General features: G+C 34.0%; 26 protein-coding genes. 13 read left to right on the forward strand and 13 right to left on the reverse strand.

The window, feature by feature from the left end; all coding sequences use genetic code 11:
• Positions 1-200 precede the first annotated feature (200 nt).
• Positions 201-941 (reverse strand): acyl-CoA desaturase, encoded by a 741-nt coding sequence (locus DFQ11_RS06265; protein WP_110475015.1) that lies wholly within the window; start codon positions 939-941, stop codon positions 201-203.
• Between the two features lie 153 nt (positions 942-1,094).
• Positions 1,095-1,664: a Crp/Fnr family transcriptional regulator gene (locus DFQ11_RS06270; protein ID WP_110475016.1), complete on the reverse strand. Its 570-nt coding sequence runs from the start codon at positions 1,662-1,664 to the stop codon at positions 1,095-1,097.
• Positions 1,665-1,825: 161 nt separating this feature from the next.
• On the opposite strand from DFQ11_RS06270, the gene DFQ11_RS06275 reads away from it, so the two are divergent.
• The 3 genes from DFQ11_RS06275 (at position 1,826) to DFQ11_RS06285 (ending at position 5,454) form a co-directional block, all read left to right on the forward strand.
• Positions 1,826-3,166: a DEAD/DEAH box helicase gene (locus DFQ11_RS06275; protein ID WP_110475017.1), complete on the forward strand. Its 1,341-nt coding sequence runs from the start codon at positions 1,826-1,828 to the stop codon at positions 3,164-3,166.
• 2 nt (positions 3,167-3,168) lie between these two features.
• The gene (locus tag DFQ11_RS06280) at positions 3,169-4,479 is read left to right on the forward strand and encodes a DEAD/DEAH box helicase (RefSeq protein ID WP_110475018.1); all 1,311 of its coding nucleotides are present in this window, start codon (positions 3,169-3,171) and stop codon (positions 4,477-4,479) included.
• A 129-nt stretch (positions 4,480-4,608) separates the two neighbouring features.
• Entirely contained in the window at positions 4,609-5,454 is an 846-nt protein-coding gene (locus tag DFQ11_RS06285; protein WP_110475019.1) for a mechanosensitive ion channel family protein, read from the forward strand.
• 65 nt (positions 5,455-5,519) lie between these two features.
• On the opposite strand, the gene DFQ11_RS06290 is transcribed toward DFQ11_RS06285, so the two are convergent.
• Positions 5,520-6,263: an arylesterase gene (locus tag DFQ11_RS06290; protein WP_110475020.1), complete on the reverse strand. Its 744-nt coding sequence runs from the start codon at positions 6,261-6,263 to the stop codon at positions 5,520-5,522.
• Positions 6,264-6,289: 26 nt separating this feature from the next.
• Between DFQ11_RS06290 and DFQ11_RS06295 the strand changes: the two genes are divergently transcribed.
• From DFQ11_RS06295 to DFQ11_RS06305, 3 genes are all read left to right on the forward strand, one after another.
• A complete protein-coding gene (locus DFQ11_RS06295; RefSeq protein ID WP_110475521.1) occupies positions 6,290-6,979 on the forward strand; it encodes an ABC transporter ATP-binding protein in 690 nt (229 codons plus the stop codon).
• A gap of 46 nt (positions 6,980-7,025) precedes the next feature.
• A complete protein-coding gene (locus DFQ11_RS06300; protein ID WP_110475522.1) occupies positions 7,026-9,521 on the forward strand; it encodes an ABC transporter permease in 2,496 nt (831 codons plus the stop codon).
• A gap of 66 nt (positions 9,522-9,587) precedes the next feature.
• On the forward strand, positions 9,588-9,767 hold the full coding sequence (locus tag DFQ11_RS06305) for an adenylosuccinate synthetase (RefSeq protein WP_110475021.1): 180 nt from the start codon (positions 9,588-9,590) through the stop codon (positions 9,765-9,767).
• A 97-nt stretch (positions 9,768-9,864) separates the two neighbouring features.
• Here the strand turns inward: DFQ11_RS06305 and DFQ11_RS06310 are convergent, their stop codons facing one another.
• Positions 9,865-11,202: an exonuclease domain-containing protein gene (locus DFQ11_RS06310; RefSeq protein WP_110475022.1), complete on the reverse strand. Its 1,338-nt coding sequence runs from the start codon at positions 11,200-11,202 to the stop codon at positions 9,865-9,867.
• Between the two features lie 169 nt (positions 11,203-11,371).
• The gene (locus DFQ11_RS06315) at positions 11,372-11,824 is read right to left on the reverse strand and encodes a TlpA family protein disulfide reductase (RefSeq protein WP_110475023.1); all 453 of its coding nucleotides are present in this window, start codon (positions 11,822-11,824) and stop codon (positions 11,372-11,374) included.
• A gap of 228 nt (positions 11,825-12,052) precedes the next feature.
• On the opposite strand from DFQ11_RS06315, the gene DFQ11_RS06320 reads away from it, so the two are divergent.
• From DFQ11_RS06320 to DFQ11_RS06330, 3 genes are all read left to right on the forward strand, one after another.
• A complete protein-coding gene (locus tag DFQ11_RS06320) occupies positions 12,053-13,315 on the forward strand; it encodes a DUF2130 domain-containing protein (RefSeq protein ID WP_110475024.1) in 1,263 nt (420 codons plus the stop codon).
• 199 nt (positions 13,316-13,514) lie between these two features.
• Complete coding sequence (locus DFQ11_RS06325; RefSeq protein ID WP_110475025.1) at positions 13,515-14,138, forward strand: MarC family protein; 624 nt, start codon at positions 13,515-13,517, stop codon at positions 14,136-14,138.
• Positions 14,139-14,268: 130 nt separating this feature from the next.
• Entirely contained in the window at positions 14,269-15,477 is a 1,209-nt protein-coding gene (locus DFQ11_RS06330; RefSeq protein WP_146221506.1) for an endonuclease/exonuclease/phosphatase family protein, read from the forward strand.
• Positions 15,478-15,607: 130 nt separating this feature from the next.
• Here the strand turns inward: DFQ11_RS06330 and DFQ11_RS06335 are convergent, their stop codons facing one another.
• The 6 genes from DFQ11_RS06335 to DFQ11_RS06360 all read right to left on the reverse strand — a co-directional run bounded on the left by DFQ11_RS06335 (position 15,608) and on the right by DFQ11_RS06360 (position 20,712).
• A complete protein-coding gene (locus tag DFQ11_RS06335) occupies positions 15,608-16,414 on the reverse strand; it encodes a type 1 glutamine amidotransferase domain-containing protein (protein WP_189343004.1) in 807 nt (268 codons plus the stop codon).
• Between the two features lie 127 nt (positions 16,415-16,541).
• On the reverse strand, positions 16,542-17,702 hold the full coding sequence (locus tag DFQ11_RS06340) for an iron-containing alcohol dehydrogenase (protein ID WP_110475027.1): 1,161 nt from the start codon (positions 17,700-17,702) through the stop codon (positions 16,542-16,544).
• Positions 17,703-17,802: 100 nt separating this feature from the next.
• Positions 17,803-18,801, reverse strand: a complete 999-nt coding sequence (locus DFQ11_RS06345; RefSeq protein WP_110475028.1) for an NADP-dependent oxidoreductase — start codon at positions 18,799-18,801, stop codon at positions 17,803-17,805.
• A gap of 11 nt (positions 18,802-18,812) precedes the next feature.
• Complete coding sequence (locus DFQ11_RS06350; protein WP_110475029.1) at positions 18,813-19,445, reverse strand: NAD(P)H-dependent oxidoreductase; 633 nt, start codon at positions 19,443-19,445, stop codon at positions 18,813-18,815.
• A gap of 15 nt (positions 19,446-19,460) precedes the next feature.
• Positions 19,461-20,126: an NAD(P)H-binding protein gene (locus DFQ11_RS06355; RefSeq protein WP_110475030.1), complete on the reverse strand. Its 666-nt coding sequence runs from the start codon at positions 20,124-20,126 to the stop codon at positions 19,461-19,463.
• Position 20,127: 1 nt separating this feature from the next.
• A complete protein-coding gene (locus DFQ11_RS06360; protein WP_110475031.1) occupies positions 20,128-20,712 on the reverse strand; it encodes a TetR/AcrR family transcriptional regulator in 585 nt (194 codons plus the stop codon).
• 247 nt (positions 20,713-20,959) lie between these two features.
• Between DFQ11_RS06360 and DFQ11_RS06365 the strand changes: the two genes are divergently transcribed.
• A complete protein-coding gene (locus DFQ11_RS06365) occupies positions 20,960-21,160 on the forward strand; it encodes a CsbD family protein (protein ID WP_110475032.1) in 201 nt (66 codons plus the stop codon).
• Between the two features lie 67 nt (positions 21,161-21,227).
• Here DFQ11_RS06365 and DFQ11_RS06370 read toward each other — a convergent pair whose 3' ends face one another.
• Complete coding sequence (locus DFQ11_RS06370; protein ID WP_110475033.1) at positions 21,228-21,863, reverse strand: thiamine phosphate synthase; 636 nt, start codon at positions 21,861-21,863, stop codon at positions 21,228-21,230.
• A 148-nt stretch (positions 21,864-22,011) separates the two neighbouring features.
• Here DFQ11_RS06370 and DFQ11_RS06375 point away from each other — a divergent pair, with 148 nt between their 5' ends.
• Positions 22,012-22,731 (forward strand): hypothetical protein, encoded by a 720-nt coding sequence (locus DFQ11_RS06375; protein ID WP_146221507.1) that lies wholly within the window; start codon positions 22,012-22,014, stop codon positions 22,729-22,731.
• Positions 22,732-22,793: 62 nt separating this feature from the next.
• Here the strand turns inward: DFQ11_RS06375 and DFQ11_RS06380 are convergent, their stop codons facing one another.
• The gene (locus tag DFQ11_RS06380) at positions 22,794-24,524 is read right to left on the reverse strand and encodes an APC family permease (protein ID WP_110475035.1); all 1,731 of its coding nucleotides are present in this window, start codon (positions 24,522-24,524) and stop codon (positions 22,794-22,796) included.
• Between the two features lie 65 nt (positions 24,525-24,589).
• Between DFQ11_RS06380 and DFQ11_RS06385 the strand changes: the two genes are divergently transcribed.
• Positions 24,590-25,297: a DUF1003 domain-containing protein gene (locus DFQ11_RS06385; RefSeq protein ID WP_110475036.1), complete on the forward strand. Its 708-nt coding sequence runs from the start codon at positions 24,590-24,592 to the stop codon at positions 25,295-25,297.
• A 143-nt stretch (positions 25,298-25,440) separates the two neighbouring features.
• Positions 25,441-26,361, forward strand: coding sequence for an EamA family transporter (locus DFQ11_RS06390; RefSeq protein ID WP_110475037.1), 921 nt, complete (start codon positions 25,441-25,443; stop codon positions 26,359-26,361).
• Positions 26,362-26,658: the final 297 nt, after the last annotated feature.

Genomic DNA, 26,658 nt, shown 5'->3' on the forward strand with positions numbered 1-26,658 from the left:
ATCTGATTATTGACTTTTGTAAGAATAGGCGCAAAGTTAACCATTTAGCCTAGTATAGCAATGAAATTAGGTTTCATTTTAAGTTGAGAATCAAGCTTATTATTCAGTATAAATTTTTAGACTTAAAATTTTTGATAAAAAAAAGCCCATCAAATGTGATAGGCTTTTAAAGTATAAATTGAAGCAGTTTTTATATCGAATTATTTCTTAATTCGTATAGGTTTTAATTTTATTACACCTACAGCATCTAATATTTTGATAACCACATAAGTCATATCAATTTCGTACCATTTTACGCCAAAATTAGCTCTACTGGCATGTTTGTGATGGTTATTATGATAGCCTTCTCCCATCATTAAAAAATCGAATCGGAATAAGTTTTTACTCGTGTTTTTCATTTGATAATTGACATAGCCATAAATATGACCAAACCAATTTATAATTACACCGTGAATTGGAGCCATTAAAAATGTTATAGGTAATAACAACCATTGCCACCATGCGGTTACAAAAAACACAAAAAACAATACATAAAGAGACATCCAAAGTAATCTAGAAAAACGTGAGCCAGCAAATCGGTCGAATGATTTCCACTGAGGAACATTTTTAGTAAAACGCGGATCAACATCAATTTTATCGGTATTTATATCTTGATAGATGGTTTTAGTCTTCCACATCATTGCAAACAAATTAGCATCGTAGGATGGTGAATGTGGATCTTTTTCGGTATCCGTATAAGCATGATGCATACGATGCATAATTCCGTAACCATAAGCACTCAAATAACTTGAGCCTTGAAATATCCATGTTAAGATAAATGTAATTCGTTCCATGGGTTTAGACATGGTAAATACTTGATGTGCCGCATAACGATGCAGAAAAAAAGATTGAAAAAATAAGCCTCCATACCAAAGTATCAGAACGAAGAGAATAATAACCATAATAATTTTTTTACAAAGGTATATTGATGTTCAACTCGAAACAATGAACCCAAATCAATTAAACTGCGGTTTAATTCTAAAAACAATACAAATAAGGAAGGCCTATCTTAATCAAATAGGGTAGTTTCATATCGAATCTAATAAAGAACACGTTTAGACCCGTTTTCTAATTCTACTTAAAGCTTGAGGCGTCACACCTATATAAGAGCTTATATATTTTAGTGGTATCACTTTTAAAAGCTCCGGACGCTCTTTAAATAATTTTAGATAACGCTCTTCAGCGGAGAGATTTAAGAGATTTTGTTCACGACTCGACTTTAATAAAAAGAGTCGCTCGGCCGTTAATCGACCTATAAGATTTCCGATTTTTGTGGTATTATAAACATCCTGTAAGTCGTCGTAACTAATACTCAACAACACCGTGTCTGTTAGTGTCTGCAATTCATACGCAGAAGGTTTCTGAGTTAAAAAAGAATCATAAGCACTCACAAATTGATCTTTAAAGCTGAATCCGAAAGTAATTTCTTTCTCAGGATTATCTTTAGGAATAAACAAACGAACCACTCCAGATTCAATAAAGGAAATATGGTTTTCAATCTCATTCAACTTTAAAAAGGTGGTTTTCTTTTTAATGATACGACGCTCTAATTTCGACGTGAAAAAATCCCAATCTGACTGAGATATTTCTGCTATTTGATCTAAGTGGGCTTTAATCTGCTCCAATTTATTTTTCTTGATTGTTGAGATGACAAAGATAATGATTCAATTGAGCATTAGGAAAGATAAAAGCTTAACTGAACGAGATTATTCTCACTATTTAGATTAGTGGGTTTTATTACCTTTAAGCTCTAAAAGAGACTTATCTTTGCAAAAAATATAATACTATGCCAACACACTTTTCTGACTTAGGAATCAACGCACAAATTCAACAAAGCTTATCCGAGTTAAATATTACAGAACCTACGGATATCCAGCGTAAAACGATACCTATTATCCTTAATCAAACAGAAGATGTTGTTGCCTTAGCCAAAACAGGAACTGGAAAAACAGCCACTTTTGGCTTACCCTTATTGCAATTGATTGATGTGGAAGACGCTAGTGTTCAGGCTGTAATTCTTGCACCAACCCGTGAATTAGGACAACAAATCCATAGCAACCTCGTAGATTATTCAACACATAGTGCTGCCATTTCGATACAGGCGACTTTTGGAGGAAACCCAATTAAACCGCAAGTAGAAAGCTTAAAACAAACGACACATATTATCATAGCCACACCAGGTCGATTAGTAGATTTAATTGAACGTGGCGCTGTTGATTTAAAATCTATAAAGTATTTGGTTTTAGATGAAGCCGATGAAATGGTCAGTGCTTTAAAAACCGATTTAGATCTAATCATTAAAGGACTTCCTAAGAAAAGAAGGACCTTGTTATTTACAGCTACAATGCCAGGTGCTATTAAGCAATTAATTCAAAACTACATGTCTAAACATGTGGTGCAAGTTGATGCTGATATGGAAACTGTTGGTCATCAAGGTATTGAGCATCAATATGTCGTTGTAGAACCTATTGAGAAATTAGAAGTTTTACTTCATTTCTTAAATTCAAGAGAAGGTGAACGCGGCATCATCTTTTGTAAAACCAAAGCAGCAGTTAATAAACTCGCCAAAAACTTAGCGATTAATAAGTTTTCTTCAGGCGCTCTTCATGGAAGTTTATCTCAAGGCATTCGAGATCGAATTATGGGGCAATTTAGAGAAGGGCATATTTCAATTCTTGTCGCTACAGACCTAGCTGCACGTGGAATTGATGTAAAAGACCTTTCCTACGTAGTAAACTACCATTTACCAGATACTTATGATGCTTATGTACATAGGAGCGGAAGAACCGCAAGAGCAGGAGCAAAGGGACTTTCATTAACTATCCTACAACAAGAAGAAGTTGTTGATATTGCTGATTTTGAAGATGAATTAGGAATTGTGTTTAAAGAATATAAAAAGGCTGATGCTAAGAGTATTGAAGAAAATAACACCTTATTATGGGCCAAAAAAATATTTAAAACCAAACCTAATCGTGAGGTTTCGGAAGAATTAAAAGGAAAAATAAAAACCATTTTTCATCACTTAACCAAAGAGGAATTGGTAGATAAAATACTTGCTAATTATTTAGTAGAAACGCAAAGTAGCTTGGCAAAATCTGAAACTTCGAAACCAAAGAAAAAGAAGTAATTATGGCAGAACTAATAAAGTCACAAGCAGAAATATTAGAAAAACTCAATATTTCGGAATTAAACCCCATGCAAAAGGAAGCTTTGGAAATTATTCCTAAGACGGAGAATACCATACTACTTTCACCTACTGGAACTGGGAAAACCTTGGCTTTCGCCTTACCGTTAATCGATAGTTTAGATCCGGAGTGTGAGCACATTCAAGCCTTAATCTTGGTACCATCTCGTGAGCTAGCTATTCAGATAGAGCAGGTAATTCGTTCCATGGGTTCAGGTTATAAAGTAAATGCGGTCTATGGAGGTAGAGCAATGTCTAAAGACAAGTTAGATTTAAAACATGCACCTGCGATTTTAATTGGAACACCTGGTCGGGTTGATGACCATTTTGCAAACGAGCGATTTACTAAAGAAGCTATTAAAACTTTAATTTTAGATGAATTTGACAAGTCCTTAGAGGTTGGGTTCGAATATGAAATGCGAGGCATCATCAAAGATTTAACCGCTTTAAATAAACGCATATTAACTTCTGCTACACAAGGGGTTAGTATTCCGGAATTTGTTGGAATGAAGAATCCAACTATCATTGATTATTCAGCCACCAAAGTTTCTAAATTGGAAATTAAAACGGTTATCTCACCGGATAAAAGTAAGCTGAGCACCTTATTAGAATTGCTTAATCACTTAGGCAATCAGCAAGGTATTGTGTTTTGTAATTTAAAAGATAGCATTCAAACTGTAAGCGATTTTCTAAGAAAACATAAAATTGCACATGGTTGTTTCAACGGAGGGATGGAACAAAAAGATAGAGAACGTTCTTTAATCAAATTTAGAAATGGTACCTATCAATTATTAATTGCTACAGATTTAGCCGCAAGAGGTATTGATGTTCCTGAAATGGAGTTTATTATCCATTATGAATTACCGTTACATGAAGAGGAATTTATTCATAGAAATGGACGTACAGCAAGAGTTTCAGCCGAAGGTACCGCTTATGTACTTAAATGGAAAGATCAACGTTTACCCGAATTTATAGAAATGACTGACACTGCAGATATTTCTATAAAATCAGTAAAAAAACCAAGATATTGGGAAACTCTATTTATTTCTGGAGGTCGAAAAGATAAAATTTCAAAAGGAGATATTGCAGGATTATTCTTTAAACAAGGTGAATTAAACAAAGACCAATTGGGTATCATAGAATTGAAGTCTGATTGCGCTTTTGTTGCTGTACCGAGAGAATTGTCTGAAGATTTAGCGGCTAAACTTAATAATTCACGACTAAAGAAAAAGAAGGTAAGAGTCAGTGTTATCTAATATTTGAAACAGTATACGTCTTCTAAAAAAATTTCATTTACCGTAATTCAACCTGTTAAGAGGTTTTGCATAAATCTAAGATAGAAATGCGTCAATATGCATTATATTTACCTTAGGCTATACTTTAATATGCAAGCAATAAATGAATTATTAGATCGAGTTATTTTCAGGATGGGTGACTATTCGTTAAAATTATTAGCGATAGTTAATGTGCTCTTGATCATATTTATAACCCTAATCATCTTGTGGTTTATAAAAAAGATGCTCTTTAGACGATCTGAAATTGATGAGCATGAGAAAGGAAATATTCAAGCCATATATCAAATACTTCGATACATAGGATGGCTTATCGCGTTTGGATTAGCACTGGAAACCATGGGCATAAAAGTGACCTTACTACTTGCGGGTTCTGCCGCATTATTAGTAGGTATTGGTCTTGGACTACAACAGACTTTTAATGATGTTATTTCGGGTGTTATTTTGCTTACAGAACGCTCTATTAAAATAGGCGATGTTTTAGAAATCGATGATGATGTTGTTAAAATTCAAACAATAGGCATTCGCACGTCCAAAGGACTTAATACAGACAATATTTCAATTATAATCCCTAATTCTCTTATTACAACGAGCAAAGTAATTAATTGGAGTCATCAATCAGATAAAACACGATTTAGGATAGATGTTGGTGTAGCCTATGGAAGTGATGTCGACAAAGTGATAAAAATACTTGAAGAAAGTGCCAATGAGCACCCTGAGGTTTATGAGCGCGAATTAGCGGAAGGTAGAATCATGGGGTTTGGCCCATCGTCAATTGATTTTCAATTATTATTCTTTAGTAAAAACACCTTCAGAATTGGTTCAGTAAAAAGTGATATTAGACGTATTATTCTTCGAAAATTTAATGAAAATAATATAGTAATTTCTTTCCCTCAATTAGATGTTCATTTAAAATCAACTAGTAAAAGCCTTCCATGAACTAGGATTGAAGCCGTTTGTACACAGAACTTTCATCGAACTAATCATTCGTCGATCGGTATTCTTTAATTTAACAACAACGGCTCTAGCACCTCCCAAACCGTATTAGCTACGATTCTATGACCTTCAGCTGTAGGGTGAATACCATCGTTTTGATTGAGCGCCGCAATTCCACCGACATCTTTCAATATAAATGGTATAAATTCTAAGTTGTTTTCTTTGGCTAAGTCTGAAAAGAGTTGTCGGAACTCATCTGTATATTCTTTACCCATATTTGGTGGCAATTCCATACCAGCAAGAATAATCGTTGTTTCTGGACTTTTTTCTTTAACGGTGTTTATGATAGACTGTAAGTTAGCACGTGTTTCTGCAAGTTGTACACCTCGTAAACCATCGTTCGCCCCAAGTTCTAATAAAAATATATCGATATCTTGATTTAAAATCCAATCGATTCTCCCTTTTCCACCCGCAGTAGTTTCTCCACTTAAACCAGAGTTAACAACCGTATAATTTAAATTTAACGAATCAATTTTTTCTTGTAAAACCGCTGGGTAGGCATCTTTATTATCATCCAAGCCATAACCTGCTGTAATACTGTCGCCAAAACATAAAATAGTTTTAGTTTGGTCTTTAGCTATAGTTGTTTCTTCAGTTTGGTTTTCAGTTTCCACATTTGTCTTTTTTTCCGTCTTATCATTTCCGCAAGACAGTGCTGCAAAGGCTAGAATAAAATAACAAAACTTTATGAGTATAGCACTTGCTGATTTTGGTAAAATTGAATGTATTTGGTTATTTTGAGCCTTAGACATAAATGGTCTTCTTAAATTTAAATTATATGCCAAAGATATTAAAGATTACTGGGCTAGAAAAGACATATACTAGCGGTAATAAACAATTAACGGTTTTACAAGACATTAACTTCGAAGTAGAAAAAGGACAAACTTTTTCTATTGTAGGGCCTTCGGGATCTGGTAAAACGACTTTATTAGGACTCTGTGCAGGTCTAGATGAACCCAATGCAGGTCGTGTAGAATTATGTGGGGAAGATTTAAGTGGATTAAATGAAGACCAACGCGCCCAATTACGAAATAAGGAAGTGGGATTTATATTTCAAAACTTCCAGTTACTTCCAACCCTTACAGCTCTTGAAAACGTGAGTGTTCCTTTAGAACTACAAGGGGCTAAGGACGCCGTTAAAACAAGTATGGCTTTATTGGAAAAAGTAGGACTAGGGAATCGGTTTCATCATTATCCATCACAACTTTCAGGAGGTGAGCAACAACGTGTGGCATTAGCTCGTGCCTTTGCAAATGCACCTTCCATACTGTTTGCAGATGAACCTACAGGAAATTTAGATGAAGAAACAGGGGAGAAGGTCATTCAGCTTTTATTTGAACTGAATAAAGAAGCTGGTACCACATTAGTGATTATAACTCACGATTTAGATTTAGCGAACCGCACTCAACAAATCCTGCGTTTAAAAGGCGGACGAATTTTAACCAACGAACCTACTGAGGTACTGTAATTCTTGACTACACATTATGAATAGAAATACAACTTGGTTATTTAAAATGGCCTGGCGTGATGCCAAAGCAAGTAGGGTACGATTGCTGTTGTTTATGGCCTCAATCATCTTAGGTATCGCTGCAGTGGTATCCATACAACTATTTAGCGCCAACCTTAAAGACAATATCAAATTACAATCTAAAGCCTTAATGGGTGCCGATTTTATTATTGATACCAGACAAGCACCAACAGCTCGTGCACAAGCTATAATTGACTCGCTAGTGCCGGATGCTTCAGAAGTAAATTTTGTGTCCATGGTTGCTTTTCCTAAAAATGGAGGCACCAAATTGGTGAAGGTACGAGGTCTTGAAGGGGACTTTCCTTTTTATGGAAAAATGGATACACAACCTTCCTCAGCTGCAAGTACTTACCAAGGGTTAAATGGAGCATTAGTTGATGCTACTTTAATGCTTCAATTTAATGTAAAACCTGGAGATTCTATAAAAGTAGGAGAGCTTACAATTCCAATATTAGGAGCCCTAAAAGCCATTCCTGGAAGTACGGCAATTTCAACATCCGTGGCACCACCAATTGTGATACCGCTCCAACTTATTGAGGAAACAGGATTGCTACAGTTTGGCAGTCGTAAAGAATATCAATACTTCTATAAAACGGAAGAAAGCTTAGATTTAGAATTATTAGAAAAGCAATTACAACCTGAATTAGAACTTGAAAATGCGGACTTAGATACACATACAAGCACGAGTAGACGTTTGGGCCGTAGATATGATAATGTTGCTAAGTTTCTTAATCTAGCTGCTTTTATCGCTTTATTACTAGGCTGTATTGGTATTGCAAGCTCGGTTCATATTTATATTAAAGAAAAACTAAGTGCCATTGCTGTCTTAAAATGTTTAGGGGCTTCACGCCTGCAAAGTTTCTTAATTTTCCTGATTCAAATTGCAGGAATTGGTATTGTTGGAGGCTTAATTGGGGCTTTGATTGGCATAGGCGTACAAGAATTATTTCCATATTTTTTAAAGGACTTTTTGCCATTTTCAGTTGAAATTTCTATTTCGGCTCAACCAATAATTATCGGGGTGTTCCTAGGACTGTTTATGTCCGTTCTATTTGCTTTACTTCCTTTGCTTAGAACCTGGTATGTATCGCCATTAGAAGTCTTACGAGTTGATGAACAAGCCACTCAAGAGCCTTTAAAAGTACGAATAGTAGTGTTCTCAGCTATTTTAGCATTTCTAGTCTTGTTTTCGTTCTGGCTGTTGAATGACATCCTTTACGCTTTCGGATTTGTACTAGCAACATTAATCACTTTTGCCGTTTTAGCAGGTATTGCTTTGTTAAGTATAAATGGAATTAGAAAGTTTTTCCCGAAAAACTGGAGTTTTACAACTAGACAGAGTTTGTTGAATTTATTTAGACCAAACAATCAAACCGTTGTTCTGGTGGTTGCTATTGGTTTAGGAACATTTTTAATAAGCACTTTGTATTTTACCAAAGGTATTCTCTTAGCTAAAACAGAGATTGAGCAAAGTTCCGATAATGCCAATATCATTATTTTAGATGTGCAATCGGAACAACGAGAAGCCGTAGAAGAACAAATTAGATCTAATGGTTTACCAATTGTTTCCAACATTCCTTTGGTAACCATGCGAATGCATAAAATTAAAGGCAATTTGGTGAACGAATTACGACAAGATTCTACCAATCAAATTCGTCGATGGATTTTAAATCACGAGTTTAGAACGACCTATCGTGATTCGCTTATTAATTCTGAAGAAATTGAGGAAGGCACATGGACAGCTCAATTAAAACCTAATGAACCCATTGTTATTTCGATATCAGACAATCTAGCAAAAGATGCTCAAATCGGCATAGGAGATGAATTGGTATTTAACGTCCAAGGCGTTTTAATGGAAACTACGGTTGGTAGCATTAGAACCGTCGATTGGAGTCAATTACAACCTAATTTCACCATAGTGTTCCCAAAAGGAGTATTAGAACAAGCACCACAATTCAATGTGATTTCAACCAGAGTAAAAGATGAGGCAAGTTCCGCGGCGTTACAACGGGATTTGGTGTCAAAATTTCCAAATGTGTCAATTATCGATTTACGACAGGTGTACACCATTGTTGAAGACATTTTAGACAAGGTGTCTTGGGTGATTAATTTTATGGCTTTCTTCAGTATTATTACAGGAATTATTGTTTTAATAGGGTCTGTACGCACGAGTAAATACCAACGCATAAAAGAAAGCGTGTTATTGAGAACACTCGGTGCTAAGAATACGCAGATTTTACAAATCTCAGCATTTGAATACCTATTCCTTGGTTTACTTGGTAGTTTAGTAGGTATTTTGTTAGCTTTATTAGGCAGCTTAAGTTTAGCGCTCTTGGTATTTAAAGAGCCTTTTGTACCTTCGGGCATTCCGTTTTTGGTGTTCTTACCAGGAATAACGGTATTGGTCTTAGCGATAGGTTTATCTAATATAAGAACCGTATTAAACAGTTCACCTTTAGAAGTATTGCGAAGAGGTGTTTGATTTTTAGCGAGGACTTGGTTAATTTTTTTCGTATCTTGAGTAATAGAAACCAGTTAAAAAACGAAAATGCTACTACATACACTTTATTTATTAAGCTTACAATCACCTACAGGAACGCCAAACCCTGGCAGTAATGCGCCTTTAGACTTTACAAGTCCATTTGATATCATCGTCTTTATAATTCTTCCCATATTGCTTATTTTCTTTTATTTTATGTGGAGAAAGCAGAGAAGAAATGATGACTAATATCATAAAACAGTAGTTAATAAGATGAATTAAGAAAATCGCTCTTAAAACCTATCAAAAAATTAACGATAACAGGTATATAAAATAATGCTCTGAATCAGATTTTCTGTAAGTAAGGACTTAATATTTTTTGTATGTCTATATTATCCTTCTGTGGAATCAGGAAGTTGTTTAAGTCTTCTATATGGTTGATGTGTTCCTCTTTCTCTAGAAAACCATAGCCCATATATTCACCACTTTTTATCATTACAAAGGCTTCCTCATTAGCATGTCGGCCTTTTTCTTTTAGAATGATATCATCTTTCTGATTGGAGATATCGTAAATCGCTTCGAGAACTCTATTATTATAATCCTCAACGGTTTCCTCATCTCGACAAATACCATTACAGTTTTTAATGCTATAGTGTGAGCATTCGGATACAGACTCTTGTAAATGACAATATTTCGGACAGAGCTTATACTTTGCACATAGTTTCTCAACAAATTTCCTCAACTCTCTAATCGAATAAAAACTGACAATAGGATCTGGCACCAAGCGTCCTTTATTGGAAGCTAAATGCAAAATTCCTTTTCGGTCTTGATAAGAGAAGAGTGCTATAGACTGAATCGTTCTTTTTGAAACTTTATTATAAATAGGGAAGTGGTGTTTTATAGCAGCATCTTCCATCAATAAGGCGACTAATTCACTACCTGATAATTCAAAATCGATATCCCTTGTTTCACGCACCATGTCCAAAGATTTTTTGGTCTTACTATAAAAGTGACTCAGTACTCGTTTTTTAATATTTATAGCTTTTCCCACATAAATTACCTGTCCTTTTTTATCCTTAAAATAATAAATTCCAGCAGAATTGGGCAAGGCTTCAAAAGTGGCTTTAGGTAGGTTAGGAGGTAAAGTCGCTTCTCTAGAATTCTTATTTAAAAACTCTGTAAATACATCTGAAGCTTGTGGCTGATTTAAAAGTAATTCAAAGAGGGTTACAGTAGCTTCGGCATCTCCACGTGCTCTATGCCTATCTACTAAATCTATCTGTAAACTTCTAGATAATTTACCCAAACTATAGGATCGATACCCAGGTAATAAGCGACGCGATAGCCGAACCGTACATAGCTTTTTTCTATTGAATTTTATGCCAATCCGCTGAAACTCACCACTTATAATACTATAATCAAAATTGACATTATGAGCCACAAACACAGCATCTTCTGTAATATTTAAAATATCTTGAGCAATCTCTTCAAAACGTGGAGCATTGGCCACTAAACCATTGTCAATGCCTGTAAGCGCCGTAATATGTGTAGGAATAAAACATTCTGGATTAATCAAGGATGTAAACTCATCAATAACACAATTACCGTCGTACTTAAATACTGAAATTTCAGTCATACGATTGGTTCGTCCTGTAGTTTCGACGTCAATGATGGTATAAATCATATTCTTTTTCTCGCTATTTTTAATTCTATCCTTCAAGTATTATTCCAATTTTAAGATGGACAGACCTATACCTTATTTGTACTAATTGGAATATTCAATCTTTCACTGGATATAGATCGAATTGATGTGGCCTAAGATTCTCTAGCATAAAAGTCGAAATTTAGAAAACTTACTTCTCTTCATCCTTATGGGTCACAAGACTTTCTAACGCATAATATAATCTATTTTGTGCATTGTCTTGAGAGCCAAAAATAGATCGAAAAAGTTCTTTATTTTCTGTAATTAACAACCACTGTGGCGTGCCTTCAGCATTGAATTGATCAAACACCTTATGATGTTCATCTATATAAATTGGAAAAGGTATCTCGCCACTCGTGAAAATACTCTTAATGGACGCTTTAGAACCTTCTCGATTTGGAAAATCAGAATGAATAGCAGCTACTTGTATCATTGGATATTGTTGCTGAAATTCATAAGCTAATGGAATCGCTCTACCCGTACAGCCTAGACAATCATTATTATAAATAATTAATAGCAATATTTGATTGGCATAAATTGTCATTAAATCAACCGGACTGCCATCTAGGTCTTTGACTAATATCGCGCCTATTTTTGCGTTCATTTTTGAAGGGAATTGGATATTACAAAATTAGTTTAAAATCATTGGTATTTCTAAAATAAGTTCACTTCAGTAGCTTGTGTTAAACAATCTTATAATTGTGTTTGCTAGATGAATAATGAATCATAAACAGTAGAACCTAAAGTGATCTCTATTAATTAAACGCGAACTTGCTTTTATAGTTTTTGTAATTAGTAAATTTGAGGTTCAGTATAATCGAAAACTGCCGCCATGAAAAATGAAACTCAAATAAAATGTCCGAATTGTGGGACCTCTATAGATGTTCAAGATATTTTATCACATCAATTAGAAGAAGAAATCAAACAAAAATATCAGTCTCGAATTGCCGAAGAGAAGAAGAAATATGAGCAGGAACAGGAAAAATTGAAGCAAGCAAAACTTGATTTTGAGGAAAAGAAGAAGAAAGAAAATGAACTTTTCCAAGAACGATTAGAACATCAACTTAAATCGAGTAAAAGAGAAATTGAAGCCAAATTAAAACTAAAATTAAAAGAAGAGCAGTCAGACCAATTTGATGCTTTACAAAAAGAACTCAATGAAAAGTCGGAACAAGTTAAAGAACTCAATCGTTCTAAGGCTGAAATAGAAAAGTTGAAGCGTGAGAAAGGGGAATTAAAAGAAGCGGCTGAAGCTGAAGCTCAGAAAAAATTAAATGACATTCTCATTGCGGAACGTGAAAAGATAAAAAAAGCAGAGGAAGACAAAAATGAGTTGCGTTTTAAAGAGATGCAAAAGCAATTAGAAGATCAAAAAAAGCTTACAGAAGAAATGAAACGTAAGCAAGAGCAAGGTTCAATGCAATTACAAGGAGAAGTTCAAGAATTAGCCATAGAGGAATGGTTAGCCGCTAAATTTCCTTTAGATACTATTGAAGAAATTAAGAAAGGGGCTAGAGGAGGAGATTGTATACAAATTGTTCATACTCGTACGGAGCAAAACTGCGGAAGTATTTATTATGAAAGTAAACGTACCAAAGATTTTCAACCTTCATGGATAGAGAAATTTAAAGCAGATATACGAGATCGAGGGGCTAATATTGGTGTATTAGTTACAGAAGTGATGCCTTCTGATATGGATAGGATGGGATTAAGAGAGGGGATTTGGATTTGTAATTACGAAGAATTTAAAGGCTTATGTACCGTTTTAAGAGAAGGTATTATTCAAGTAAATAATGCCATTGTGACTCAGGAAAATAAAGGAGACAAAATGGATTTGCTTTATGATTATTTAACCAGTAGTACGTTTAGAATGTCTATTGAAGCTATTGTTGAAGGCTTTACTCAAATGAAATCTGACTTAGATAGTGAGAAACGCTCAATGCAACGTATTTGGAAACAACGAGAAAAGCAAATTGAAAAAGTTATTATTAATACGATAGATATGTATGGTTCCGTTAAAGGAATTGCCGGAAATGCGATACAATCCGTTAAAGCTTTAGAGTTGCCTGAAGGAGATCCGAGTGAGGAAGATTAAAACAAGCTAATCTTTAAAATTTGAAATGTTTTTTTGAAATGTTTAGTGAAATGATTTATTTCTTCTCAACATTTCTTATATTATAACCTGATTTAATTTCTCATCTGTAATCAAATTATGAATAATTTAAAAAACACAAATATTACTTAGGATATAATGATTGAAATGAATTTCTTACGCGACTCAAATTTTGTGATAAATGGATAACTTAATTACATTCGCGATTACAGTATTTACTGGGTTCTTTGCTATAACTAACCCAATATCAAACATGACTGTTTTTGTATCCTTAACACAAGGATTGGATGAAAAAACTAAAAACATCATCAATAAAAAAGCCAATTTCATTGCTTTTATTATTGTCACCGTATTTGTTCTCCTAGGTAAATTCATTTTTGAACTCTTTAATATTAGTATACCAGCCTTTAAAATTACAGGTGGAATTCTAATTTTCTTTATTGGTTTTGAGATGCTTCAATCCAAGAAATCCAATGTAAAAAATATAAAACACGTAGATATTGATGAAGATATTGCTGTATCACCTTTAGCTATACCAATTTTAGCTGGTCCGGGTACCATTGTGACGGCAATGAACTTTGTAGCTAATGTGAGCACTATTCAAATTTTCTTAGTGATTGCTATTTTTGGCCTAATGAGCATATTGGCTTATATCACCTTTAGGCTAAGTGATCTTATTGTAAAAATTGTAGGGAATAACGTCATCTCAGTAATTGGCAAAATCATGGGTCTAATTATTGCCATCATCGGAACAGGAATGATTATCAACGGTATTAAACTAGCCTTTAATCTTATCACGGCTTAAATTCTTAAGCCTCTTTAGATTAAACTGATATCTTTTAATTTCTTGTAGAGAATTAAACTTAATTATTATTCTTATATTTATCTAGCCGCCTAACTATCAACAACTAAACTTTCCCTTTTAAGAATAATCTTTGTCTTTTAATAACTATACGCCTTTCGTGGTGTCTAGTCTATTGTTGTATATAACTTATAAAATTATCGCTATGTGGTATAATGATTTAAGGCCAGATAAAGAGCTTATTAATGATAAGTACGCTTTAATAATGCTGGATTCAGAAGATGAGTATAGACGCATGATGAGTGATGCCGACAAAAATAGGACCATGACCAATCTTTTAGCTTTACGGCAAGGCTTAAGAGACCACATTCCTAAAAAAACAGTGGACACTAATCTTCTACTATGTTCTTGGAATATTAAAAACTTTGGAACCCTTAAAGATAGGACGGTTGAATCTCTCTTTTATATTGCTGAAATTATCAATGCTTTTGATATAGTTGCAGTACAAGAAGTGAATAGAAATTTAGATGATTTTAAAAAGGTACTTAGAGTCTTAGGAAGTCATTGGAAATACACCTTAAGTGATGTCACAGAGGGTAGTTCAGGAAATGACGAACGCTTTGGTTTTATTTATGATTCCCGGCGGGTTATACATTCTGGCTTATCTGGTGAAATTGTAATCTCACCAGAACTCATTGATGAGAATCCTATTATTAGCCAATTAAAACGAACACCAACTTTTACTGGATTTGAAAGTGGATGGCGGAAATTCTCCATCGTAAGTGTTCATTTACATCCGGGAAATGGTCCTCTTAACAAGGCCATTAGAAAAGAAGAAGTTCGCTTATTAATGGAGATATTAAAAAAGAAGTTAAAATCTTCTGCTTTTGAAAATCGCAATATGATTATTTTAGGTGATACTAATCTTTATGAAGATGATGAAGATATTGTTAAGCTTATAACCGATCAAAAATTTGTGGAAAGTGATGGTTTAAAAGGAAAGTTTACTAACACTAGTTTAAATCAAATTTACGATAGGGTATTTCTTAATGTGGACACCTATTTCAAAATTGCTACTAATGACGATGGCACTGAGAAGGGAGGTGTTTTCAATTTGTTCGATTATGTTTACAAAAATTCTGCAGCAGAAATTACAAAATATCATACGTTAATGCTTGAGCATAAAGATGATCCAAGCACCTTAATTAGCGATGCCAAGTTTAAATCCTATTTTAATAAGTATTGGAAGCGAAATCAGATGAGTGATCATCTCCCTATTTGGTTAGAACTGCAAACGGAAAGTAGTGATGAATTTTTAATTAATAAGTTGCGTTGGTTTTAAATGGTCAATGAAACAAAAAAATAAGCTGACTCTAAATGTATATAGCCATGTTGATTTTTTAATTTGATGAAATTAAAAAAGGCCTGTTCACATCATGTAAGCAGGCCTTCATTATTATAAATTCTTAAAATTACTTTAAAGCTTCTAATAATTTTTCTGCAACCAACTCAGATGATGCTGGGTTCTGTCCGGTTATTAGATTTTCATCTTGAATAGCATAAGCAGCCCAATCTTCTTTTTTAGAGTAAATACCTCCATTTGCAGTTAACATATCTTCTACTAAAAATGGAACAACATCTTTAAGGCCAACAGCAGCTTCTTCAGTATTGGTGAATCCGGTTACTTTTTTACCTTTAACTAGAGGTGTTCCGTCAGTACTCTTAACATCTTTCAATGCCGCTGGTGCGTGACATACGAAGGCCACTGGTTTGTTTTGACTGTTGAATTTCTCAATTAATGCTATAGATGTAGCATCGTTTGCTAAATCCCATAAAGGACCATGACCACCAGGATAAAATACAGCATCAAAATCATCAGGGTTTATATCTGCTAATACTTTAGTATTTGCGATTCTTGCTTTAGCTTCAGCATCATTGTCGAAACGTTTAGTGGCTTCTGTTGCAGCATCTGGAGAATCACTTGATGGATCTATTGGAGCTGCACCACCTTTTGGTGTAGCAATTGTAATTGTGGCGCCTTTATCTAATAAGGTGTAATAAGGGCTGGCGAATTCTTCTACCCAAAATCCTGTTTTCTTTCCTGTATCTCCTAATTTATCATGAGATGTTAATACGAATAATACGTTCATTGTCTTTTCTTTTTTAGGTTCTGTTTGTGCTTCTGAAACGTTTTCAGAAATAACTTTGTTAATAGTGTCTTTACAGCTTGAAGCTGTAATGACTGTTAGTGCTATGGCTAATGTTTTTAGTATTTTCATTCTTATTAGGTTAATATCATGTCGGTAAAACGCCGTCGAAAACTCATTCATTTATTAAAGTTGAAGATCTTTCGACAGCGCTCAAAAAGACATTAATACCTGATTGAACTTATCTTTACAGCTAAACTTAGTAAGCCATTTTTACAATCTTTTCTACCATATCTGGCGATAACGATTGGTGTTCACCTAATCCCATCCATTTACGCTCAGTAAAACGTTTTGCAATGGTTTCGGCTGTACCTTCGTAATCTTTAGTGTAATCTGATAACTTAGTATCGATACCTAATTCGTGGAAAAAAGCTTTAGTTTTTTGAATAGCAGCATAAGCTTTATCGTCTATACTTCCTTCGGTAATATTCCAAACACGCTCTGCATATTGTGCTAATTTTTCTTTCTTAGCTTCAAAATTAAACTTGTAATGGCTTGGTGCAATTACTGCTAAAGTACGCGCGTGATCAATACCAAACATAGCTGTTAACTCATGTCCCATAGCATGTACGGCCCAATCTCCAGGAACTCCTTTTTGAATTAATCCGTTTAAGGCCATAGTACAGCTCCACATAAAATTAGATGCGGCTTTATAATCCGTAGGATCTTTAAGCACCTTTGGAGCCACTTCTATTATAGTTTGTAAAATACTTTCTGCAAAACGATCTTGTAATAATGCTTCAATTGGGTAGGTCATATATTGTTCTAATACGTGAGTAAACGCATCGGTTAAACCGTTAGCTAACTGACGCTCTGGAATAGAGTTAATTACTTGAGGGTCTAAAATTGAGAACTCAGGAAATAATCCAGGTCCACCCATGGCGAGTTTTTCTTTAGTTTCTGCTCTTGTAATTACAGCACCTGAATTCATTTCAGAACCTGTTGCTGGTAAGGTTAAAACCGTTCCAAAAGGCATACCTTTTTCAGTTCTGATATTTTGGGTTAAAATATCCCAAGGTGTATCTCCTTCATATAATGCCGCAGCCGATAAAAATTTGGTACCATCAATAACAGAGCCACCACCAACAGCTAATAAATAGGTAATGTTCTCGTCTTTAATAACTTTTAAAGCATCCATTAATGTCGAATATTCTGGGTTTGCAGGAATCCCGCCAAACTCAATAACCTCAACTTTAGCTAATGCCGTTTTTACTTGATCGTAAATACCATTTTTCTTGATGCTTCCTCCACCATAAAGCAATAGGACTTTAGCATCTTTAGGTATTTCGGTTTCTAGTTTTTCTATTGTGTCCTTTCCAAAAATGATTTTGGTTGGGTTTTTAAATTCAAAATTGTTCATCTTCTTTTCCTTTTTTTTGTGTTATTTTCTTTAGTAATATGTTGTATTCAAACACCTTCATCAACTCTTGGAGATCATAAGGTTATAATGTTTCAGCGTTTTAAATTTTAACAACCATTTTCCCTTTGTTCTTTCCTACGAATAAGTCGATAAAAGCATATGGAATATTGTCAAAACCTTCTACGATAGTTTCAGAATAGGTGAGTTTATCTTCTTTCAACCATTTTGATAATTCGCTTATAGCTTCCGGGAATATTTCAGCATAATTAGATACAATGAAACCTTGCATCAATGCGCTGTTTTTAACTAAGAACGGCTGCACACTTAATCCAGTTGGCAATTCGGTATTATTATAAACAGAAATTGCACCACAAATAACCAGTCTAGCAAAACGATTAATATTAAATAAAACGGCATCTGAAATAGGTCCACCTACATTGTCAAAATAGATATCAACACCCTTTGGAGCTGCTTCTTTAATAGCTGCAGCCATGTTTTTGGTGGTTTTATAATTGATGCCTTCATCAAAACCGAATTTAGATTTTAATAGTTCTACTTTTTCATCTGAACCAGCAATTCCTATAACTCTTAGCCCAAGTATTTTACCAATTTGACCAACTACAGATCCTACAGCTCCAGCAGCGCCGGATACGACTAAAGTTTCACCTGATTTAGGCTTACCAATTTGCATTAGTCCGCAATAAGCCGTCAATCCCGTCATTCCTAATATACCTAAATAAGCACTTAGTGGCGCTATATTACCATCCACTTTTAATAAGCCTTCGCCATTAGAAACCTGTTTGGTTTTCCAATCTAACATACCGGACACATAATCACCTTCTTTAAAATCGTCATTCTTAGAGTCAATTACTTTGGCTATAACTCCAGATTGAATCGGTTGATTGAGTTCGAATGGTGGAATATAAGATTTAGCGTCGCTCATCCTACCTCTTAAATACGGATCTACCGAAACATAAGAGGTTTCTAATAGAAGTTCTCCTTCTTTTAATTCTAATTCAAGATCTTCTGATTTAAACTCAAAGTCTGAAACTATAGGTTGTCCTTCAGGTCTTTTCTTTAATACTATTGATTTTATCATGATTGTTATTTTTAATCGATTACGGTCACTAAATCCTCCATAGGTTTTCTCACCTTTACAAGATTTACCAGCCAATCATTTTCTTCTTTTCTATATCCAATTGGTAATAAAACAGCACTACGTAGGCCTTTTTCACGAAGTCCTAAAATTTCATCAACTGCATCTGGATCAAAACCTTCAAGAGGAGTAGCATCTACACCTTCAAAAGCGGCTGCTATAATAGCTTGGGAAAATGCGATGTAAGCTTGTTTAGCGGCGTGATGGAAATTTTCATTGGAATCTTGCTGCGGATAAGAGCTTAGAAGCATCTGGCGGTAATTTTCCCAACCTTCATTTTTAAAACCTCTAATTTCATTAGTTAAGTCGAACATGTAATTAATTCTATCCTCAGTATAAGTATCCCAAGCTGCAAAAACGAGTAGGTGAGAGCAGTCTGTAATCACCGATTGGTTCCAAGCGACTGGTCTAATTTTTTCTTTTACTTCTTGATTTTTAATTACTAAAATTTCAAAAGGTTGCAGACCACTTGATGTAGGTGCTAATCTTGCAGCTTCTAAAATGCGTTCAATTTTATCTTCTGGCACAGGTTCACCATTCATTGCTTTTGCAGCATAACGCCAGTTTAATTTATCTAATAATTCCATCTGTATATTCTGTTTTTATTTAGGATTTCCTAGTTTATTAATTTGATCTGAAGTGATAATTACTTCAGTATGATTTTTATCATTTGCTAAATTTATCATAGCCTCAGCGATGGTTTCAGCCTCTATAGATTTATATTTCTTTAGTTTACCGATAAATAATGGCTGAATGACTTTAAAAATTACTAGACCTATTTTTTCTAATGTTCTATTTTCGTTACGATTACCAGCAATTAAAGAAGGTCTTAGAATAAATGTGTTTTTAAGGTTCTGCTGCAACACATCTTGTTCCATTTCGCCTTTTGTCTTATTATAAAATACAGTACTATTTTTATTAGCACCCATTGCTGATATCACTAAAAAACTGTCAATATTATTAGCTTTAGATACTTTTGCCGCTGCAACAGGAATACCGTAATCTATCTTTTTGTATAATGATTTATCTGGTGTTTTTGCTTTTGTTGTTCCGATACAACAAAATACGTCATCACCTGTGAAATCTGCTTTAAACTGTTCTAACTCCAAAAGATTACCAATAAATTGCGTGACTTTGTTTGGCAAGCCTTCGATCTTAGAACGAGAAAATAACTTTATAGTGCCATAGCGATTATCTTTAATTAATTTCTGAAGTATAATACTTCCTGTTAAACCTGTCGCTCCTAATATTATGGCTGTTTTATTCATGTTACTTATTCACTTTAATACTATCCCAAGCAACCTGATACGCAGCTTCAATATGTGTTTCATCTAATTTAAAAGCACTTCGTTTTTGAGTCATCATTAAAAAAGATAATGGATTTATGGCATAGGCGTACAATAAATAATCTGATATAGGCTTTATAATACCTTCTTCTTTTCCACGTTTCCAAAGGTCGAGTAGGGGCTGTAAATGCTTAATACCTTCCTGAAGACTCGGCTCATCAATTATAGGTGTATTGTCACACTGCGCTAAAAACATGGCGTTTTCTGAATCATTAAGTTTAAAATCGGCAATACGTTTCCATATAATTTCAAATCCCTCATCCACAGACATGTCATTATTATAAGTAGCAAATGCATATTCTGAATATTCAGTTTTCACTTCTATATACGTTTGATTAACTAAATCTTGTTTGTTCTCAAAATATAGATAAATAGTAGCAGGGGACACGTTTGCCATTTTAGCAATTTTACTCATAGGAGTAGCGTGAAAACCATTATTGTTTACCAACTCAATAGTTGCTTTAATTAAAGCATTACGCTTATCAATACTTTTTTGAAGTTTAGCCATGTTGTTTTTAATTCTACTGCAAATATACCTAAATAATTACAAAAATAAACGTTCATTCTTTTTTTTAACAAAGGTTTAGGTTAATGCAGAAAAATTGTTAAGGATTGAAAACAGAGGAGTCTTACTGTAATACTCACTAAATGAATCAAACATTATATTTAATGAGACAAGTAATAAGGAGCTAGAATATTATCTTTATAATAGTGAATCAGAGTGATTTACACAAACATTTTAAAACTCAAACATTATGTCGAAACCATGGCAAGATAAAGTAAAAGGCAATTGGAATATTGCTAAAGGTAAATTGAAGCAAAGGTGGGGAGAACTTACTGATGACGATTTAGATTATATGGAAGGTAAGGAAGATGAACTGCTAGGACGAATCCAAAAACGCACCGGTGAATCAAAAGAGAAAGTAAATGATTTTCTAAATGATCTTAAGTATTAAACACTTTTGACAAGAAATTAATGATAAATCCCACCCTCGTGGGATTTTTTAATTTCAAACAACTCTTTTATTTAAAGGAATGTCTCTGCTCAGCTGTTGCAGAAGCATTTAGCAATTGGTTAAATGTTTTTATGCTGTTAAAATCGCAAGTAATCGCATCAGACACGGCTAAACCTGAAATACCAGTATGCAAAATGTCTTTAACCTCTTCAAGAGTAATGCCACCAAAACCTAAAATGGGAATATGCGCTGCAAGTACATCTAGAATAGCGGCATAATCTTTTAAACCTAATGCTGGATCTTCAGATACTATATTTTTATAAGGTCCTAAACTTATATAATCAATATTTTTTTTAATTAGATCCTCACAGTCTCCTAGAGTATGGGCTGTACCTCCAATCATTTGCCAAGTGTATAAGTGCGTTCTTGCTAGAGTAGGGCAGACATCGGTATGATCTAAATGAATGCCATCTGCTTTTATTGTTTTTGCAATATTATAATTGCCTTTAATAAGTAGTCGTGTTTGAAAATGAGCCGTAATTTCTCTTGCTTCTTTAGCTATCCTTAAAAGTTTCTTTTCTGAAACAGTAGATAGATTCAACTGTACTAATTCTGCACCAGAGGTACAGGCTTTTTGAATATGATCTAAATGTTCTTTTGGTGAATTTCCTTGAGATATATAATGGAGTTTAGGTATAATCATGATGATATCTAATAATTGTTATAAAGCGTAAAAATACAAAGGTTTACTCGGATGCTTATAACATTAATAGTTTGTTGTACTTGACATTTATCATAGTATTAGACTTGCGAATTCACTATCTTTATTAGAACTATAACTCATATCGATTATGAGAATTTCATATGTATTGTGGGTCAGTCTCTTAATGTTAATGAGCTGTTCTTCTGATGATGCCAGTCAAACTACCATTAATGGTAGAGTTCAACGAGCACTAAATGGAGTTGGTGTTGCTGATCATTCAGTGACCGTCATGACGAGAAAGGCGACGGGCTCTGGACTGTTCTCAACTATAAAAGAGTTAGACCGTCAAGAAATTGTCACGGATATAAATGGTGATTTTTCCGTAGATCTAGAAAGTGATCAAGATGCCTTTGTTACTATAGTGCATCAAGGGGATGATGATTATTCAGGCACCGGAATATATACAGATTATTCATTGGATGAACTAGTTATAATAGAGGTTGATAAATATATTAAGTTTAAAATATCTATAACTCATACGAATCCTTTCGATGAAAATGATTTTATAAAGGTTGGATTTTTCGCTGGTCTCTCTAATGTGGTCACTACCGCTATTGAAAATTTTGGTATTGATAATACCTATATCCCTGTAGAACAACTTCCTGGAGGTGGTTCCATAGGTCCTGTAGAAGAAACCTCATGGACTGGAATTGATGTGAATTCAAATATATATTACAGTGTTCCTGAATCGGCTACCCACTTTAAAATTCGATGGTATATGACTAAAAATGGTGTTCATACCGACGGTTTTAGCTCTGATATCCCATACGACAACAGTGAAATCAATTCCTTTGTATTTGACTATTAGATATGGAAAATAATTCTATACATTTACAATTACTTCTTTCAGTTTACACTAATAAAGTATGTTTATATAATTAGTCGCACTTCTCCCAGTTCTTCAATACGATATGAAAACTTATTTCCTGGAGCGCCAATAAACATAAAATGCACTGGGATATTCCAACGTTTAGACAATTCTCTAATTTTATCTGGACCAAAGACACCTTGTTCTTCAATAAATTCAATAGCTATTTTGGGATAGGCTCTATCTAATACTTTTACATCATTTCTTAAATTCGTAGCTATAGATTCATTAGCATTTAAAACCGATACTATTTTTAATTTTCTTGTATTTTCATTAGTCTCAATATATTGCAAGACTTTATTTAACGTAGCGACATCATCATGATTGGTAAAGAACACAAATTGTTGTGAGTTTATTCTATAGATAGCCTTTTTAATCCTACGGTTTAGTCCTTTAAATAAGTTACTCTCTTCTGGAGTTATATAAGCTATAAGCAATAATAATCCTTTTAAAATAACCACACGATGCAGCATAAAGCCAATAACTAAAACTGTCGGTACAAGATATTTTACAAAGACAACAAACTCTTCTGGGTTAAGTATTAAATTCCCAATGAGTGCTAAGGTTATTCCTAAAATAGCGATAAAAAGTGAAGGCCAACTCGCAACTTCTGGTCGTGGGAGCTTTTCTCTGTTCACTTTAAAAAGCATATTCCCTAAAGCAAATAAAATCATAACTCCTAAAAACGCAATGGTATAAACAGCAGCTAATGCTTCTAAATTTCCTTCAGTAATTAATAAAACAGAGACACAGAGTAAAAAGAAGCTTATAAAAATAAGATATGAGCTTCGTCTTTTATTTTTTCGTAATAATACCTTAGGCAAAATTCGATCCAATGCCATACGTTCTACTAGTCCGCCAACACCTATGTAAGACGTTAAAACAGCTCCGCTTAATACTAAAACAGCGTCAATAGAAATCAAATAAAACAGCCAATTACCACCAGTGGTTTTTCCCATAAAAGACAAGAGTGTTTCTTCATTCGTTGTAATAGTTTCTATAGGAATAATAGCCAAAGCTAAAAATGCCAAGAGCGGATTAAAAACCGTGACTATGATCCACATATTCCTTAGAGTTTTTGGAAATACTCCTTTTTGTTGTTCTTCAACATAATTAGCCGAACTTTCAAACCCGCTAATACCAAGCATAGCAGCTGCAAAACCAAAGAATAAGGCCTTGGTAAATCCACCTTCTACCGGAAGTTTAAAATTGGCTATAAGGGTATCAAAACCAGATTGAAAGAGAAAGTAGATACTCCCAAAGCAAAGGACTAGCAAAGAAGCTAAGTGAAAGACAAAAATAGCAATTGCGACTTTTGAGGATTCACCAATCCCTAAAATGACTAAGCCCATGAAAAGGATTAGTAAAATAATGGTGGCCAAAATTACAGGAATACTATCCCATAAACTATGCGCATATTTTATAGCTTCACTTGCCGAAATTACAGCAGTTGCCATATAGGATAATATAGTTAATGACGCCGCAAAAGACGCTGTAGATTTTTTAGTGGTATTTAACAAGGCATTATAAGCCCCACCGTTTAATGGTAGTGCACCAACCACTTCGCCGTAAATTTTTCTGAATAAGTAAAGAATAAAAGAAACTATAAGTAAGGAAACCCATGCATATTTACCTGCATATACTATAGTTATGGCTGATACGTATAAGCAAGAAGAACTAATATCGTTTCCACAAATGGCAGTTGCCGCGAGTTGATTTAGCTTCTTTTTCATAACTTAGTAATGATAAAGTTAGTTTAAACGTAGTTAAAGTTAGTCTTTATTATACACATACGATTATGAGAAACTTTATTAGCAGCATTTCTAACATAGAATATCAAATCTCAGAAAAGGTTATTGGCAAAAGTATTAGAAAGTCAATTTTTGATTTAATAAAATCCGAATACTCAGATTTCAACACGGAAAGCATCATTTCCATTTCAGAACTCAATCAATATAGACAAAAATATATTGCACATTATCTTATTAAAGAAGTAGGCGAATTGAGTAGTTTGGAAAATGATGTTTTAAAAACCATTGAGAGCGAAGAACGATTGTCAACAAAGAGGGAATCGGATGCTTCTTTAAATTTTACCTTTGGTCAGCGCTTAGCGGATAAAATTGCCGTATTTGGAGGCAGTTGGAAATTTATCATCTTTTTTGGTCTTTTTATATTAGTCTGGATAATTTCAAATATTGTTTTTTTAGTAAATGAAGGATTTGATCCTTATCCTTTTATTCTTTTAAATCTAATATTATCCTGTTTAGCCGCATTACAAGCACCTGTAATTATGATGAGCCAGAATAGGCAAGAGGAGAAGGACAGAGAACGTGCTAAGCAAGATTATATCGTTAATTTGAAATCGGAATTAGAGATTAGAATGTTGCATGAAAAAATTGATCATTTAATTATTCATCAGCAACAAGAGTTGCTAAACATTCAGCAAGTTCAAGTTGAAATGATGGAGGACTTAATGACACAAATTAGCACTATACACCGTGGCTAAAATACTGATGGGCCAATCTGTGATTATATCACTCATCAATTGGCTAATTTTTTAAAATCAATCCTTAAAAAGTAATTTATAAAACTTTTTAATTCCGTTAATTTGCGGTGCGCTACAGAACAATAATAAGCACACCAAAGACCATGAAATCTAAAACTCCACTATTAATAATAGCCTCTTTTTTTTCCATTTATGTTATTTGGGGTTCAACCTATTTATTAAATAAAATTGCGGTTACACAATTGCCACCATTTCAAATAGGTGCTATTCGGTTTTTGATTGCAGGCATATTGATTTTCATTATTGCCAAGCTCTCAGGCTATTCTTTGAAGATTACAAGAAAACAATTGTTAAATACCGTCATAGCCGGTTTTTTATTCTTAGCAGGAGGGAACGGCGTATTGGTTTGGGCCTTAAAGTACGTGGATAGTGGATTGGCGGCCTTAGAAATATCTGCGCAACCTTTGGTGGTTATTCTTTTATTACGATTAATAGACGGTAAAAAGATAAAGGCCATGTCTATTATTGGAGTCATTTTAGGAGTAATTGGTATTTATCTATTAATCAGCCAAAAACAGTTAATTAGTAGTGAAGACACCGTTTTGGGTTTAGTAATGATTTTTTTCTGTATGCTTAGTTGGGCTTTAGGTAGCATATTTGTGTCTAAAGCCGATTTACCATCTAACTTTTTTATCAATACCGGTTATCAAATGATATTTGGCGGATTGTTTATACTTTTAGGAAGTTTTATAGTAGGTGAACAATGGTTAACTGTAAGTTCATGGCATCTAGACGTACAATTATCAATGGTGATTTTAATCGTATTTGGTAGTATTGTCGCGTTCACATCATTTAATTATTTATTACGAGTGGTTTCCCCAGAAAAAGTAGCCACATCAACGTACGTGAATCCGCTAATCGCATTAATCTTAGGATGGTATTTTTTAGATGAATCTATAACGACACAGTCAATTATTGCTGCGGGAATTCTTCTTACTGGTGTATATTTTATCAATACAAAAAAGATGTTGACGATTTTCAACCGGTTTAAGAAGAACGTATAATTAGTATTGGTTAAGTCGAAATTATAAATCAGAAGCAGAGGATATAAGTCTATAAGATAAATGCACTTTTCAACTTCTATTTTACATAATATAAATTATAGGACAAACTATAGCAATTAGCTTAATAGCGCTTTTGGGCGATATTTGACATAATTCTAGATCTATGACAGCAGCATCGTTGTTATATATCGATGAGAATTATGTACAAGCTAATTGTGGGTTTTAAACTATAACACCAAACCAAGTTCATCAATAATCTAAATATAGTTTCCATGAGTATTAAAAACTAATCATCCA

The organism is Winogradskyella epiphytica (assembly GCF_003217215.1).
Taxonomy (GTDB): domain Bacteria; phylum Bacteroidota; class Bacteroidia; order Flavobacteriales; family Flavobacteriaceae; genus Winogradskyella; species Winogradskyella epiphytica.

Excerpts from the sequence above, each read along its gene's own strand:
- DFQ11_RS06280 (WP_110475018.1), top strand. The coding sequence starts at position 3,169 with ATGGCAGAACTAATAAAGTCACAAGCAGAAATATTAGAAAAACTCAAT.
- DFQ11_RS06290 (WP_110475020.1), bottom strand. The coding sequence starts at position 6,263 with ATGTCTAAGGCTCAAAATAACCAAATACATTCAATTTTACCAAAATCA.
- DFQ11_RS06390 (WP_110475037.1), top strand. The coding sequence starts at position 25,441 with ATGAAATCTAAAACTCCACTATTAATAATAGCCTCTTTTTTTTCCATT.
- DFQ11_RS06315 (WP_110475023.1), bottom strand. The coding sequence starts at position 11,824 with ATGAACGCAAAAATAGGCGCGATATTAGTCAAAGACCTAGATGGCAGT.
- DFQ11_RS06285 (WP_110475019.1), top strand. The coding sequence starts at position 4,609 with ATGCAAGCAATAAATGAATTATTAGATCGAGTTATTTTCAGGATGGGT.
- DFQ11_RS06335 (WP_189343004.1), bottom strand. The coding sequence starts at position 16,414 with ATGAAAATACTAAAAACATTAGCCATAGCACTAACAGTCATTACAGCT.
- DFQ11_RS06295 (WP_110475521.1), top strand. The coding sequence starts at position 6,290 with ATGCCAAAGATATTAAAGATTACTGGGCTAGAAAAGACATATACTAGC.
- DFQ11_RS06265 (WP_110475015.1), bottom strand. The coding sequence starts at position 941 with ATGGTTATTATTCTCTTCGTTCTGATACTTTGGTATGGAGGCTTATTT.
- DFQ11_RS06300 (WP_110475522.1), top strand. The coding sequence starts at position 7,026 with ATGGCCTGGCGTGATGCCAAAGCAAGTAGGGTACGATTGCTGTTGTTT.
- DFQ11_RS06355 (WP_110475030.1), bottom strand. The coding sequence starts at position 20,126 with ATGAATAAAACAGCCATAATATTAGGAGCGACAGGTTTAACAGGAAGT.
- DFQ11_RS06320 (WP_110475024.1), top strand. The coding sequence starts at position 12,053 with ATGAAAAATGAAACTCAAATAAAATGTCCGAATTGTGGGACCTCTATA.
- DFQ11_RS06385 (WP_110475036.1), top strand. The coding sequence starts at position 24,590 with ATGAGAAACTTTATTAGCAGCATTTCTAACATAGAATATCAAATCTCA.
- DFQ11_RS06275 (WP_110475017.1), top strand. The coding sequence starts at position 1,826 with ATGCCAACACACTTTTCTGACTTAGGAATCAACGCACAAATTCAACAA.
- DFQ11_RS06305 (WP_110475021.1), top strand. The coding sequence starts at position 9,588 with ATGCTACTACATACACTTTATTTATTAAGCTTACAATCACCTACAGGA.
- DFQ11_RS06375 (WP_146221507.1), top strand. The coding sequence starts at position 22,012 with ATGAGAATTTCATATGTATTGTGGGTCAGTCTCTTAATGTTAATGAGC.
- DFQ11_RS06325 (WP_110475025.1), top strand. The coding sequence starts at position 13,515 with ATGGATAACTTAATTACATTCGCGATTACAGTATTTACTGGGTTCTTT.
- DFQ11_RS06365 (WP_110475032.1), top strand. The coding sequence starts at position 20,960 with ATGTCGAAACCATGGCAAGATAAAGTAAAAGGCAATTGGAATATTGCT.
- DFQ11_RS06370 (WP_110475033.1), bottom strand. The coding sequence starts at position 21,863 with ATGATTATACCTAAACTCCATTATATATCTCAAGGAAATTCACCAAAA.
- DFQ11_RS06340 (WP_110475027.1), bottom strand. The coding sequence starts at position 17,702 with ATGAACAATTTTGAATTTAAAAACCCAACCAAAATCATTTTTGGAAAG.
- DFQ11_RS06310 (WP_110475022.1), bottom strand. The coding sequence starts at position 11,202 with ATGATTTATACCATCATTGACGTCGAAACTACAGGACGAACCAATCGT.
- DFQ11_RS06360 (WP_110475031.1), bottom strand. The coding sequence starts at position 20,712 with ATGGCTAAACTTCAAAAAAGTATTGATAAGCGTAATGCTTTAATTAAA.
- DFQ11_RS06380 (WP_110475035.1), bottom strand. The coding sequence starts at position 24,524 with ATGAAAAAGAAGCTAAATCAACTCGCGGCAACTGCCATTTGTGGAAAC.
- DFQ11_RS06350 (WP_110475029.1), bottom strand. The coding sequence starts at position 19,445 with ATGGAATTATTAGATAAATTAAACTGGCGTTATGCTGCAAAAGCAATG.
- DFQ11_RS06345 (WP_110475028.1), bottom strand. The coding sequence starts at position 18,801 with ATGATAAAATCAATAGTATTAAAGAAAAGACCTGAAGGACAACCTATA.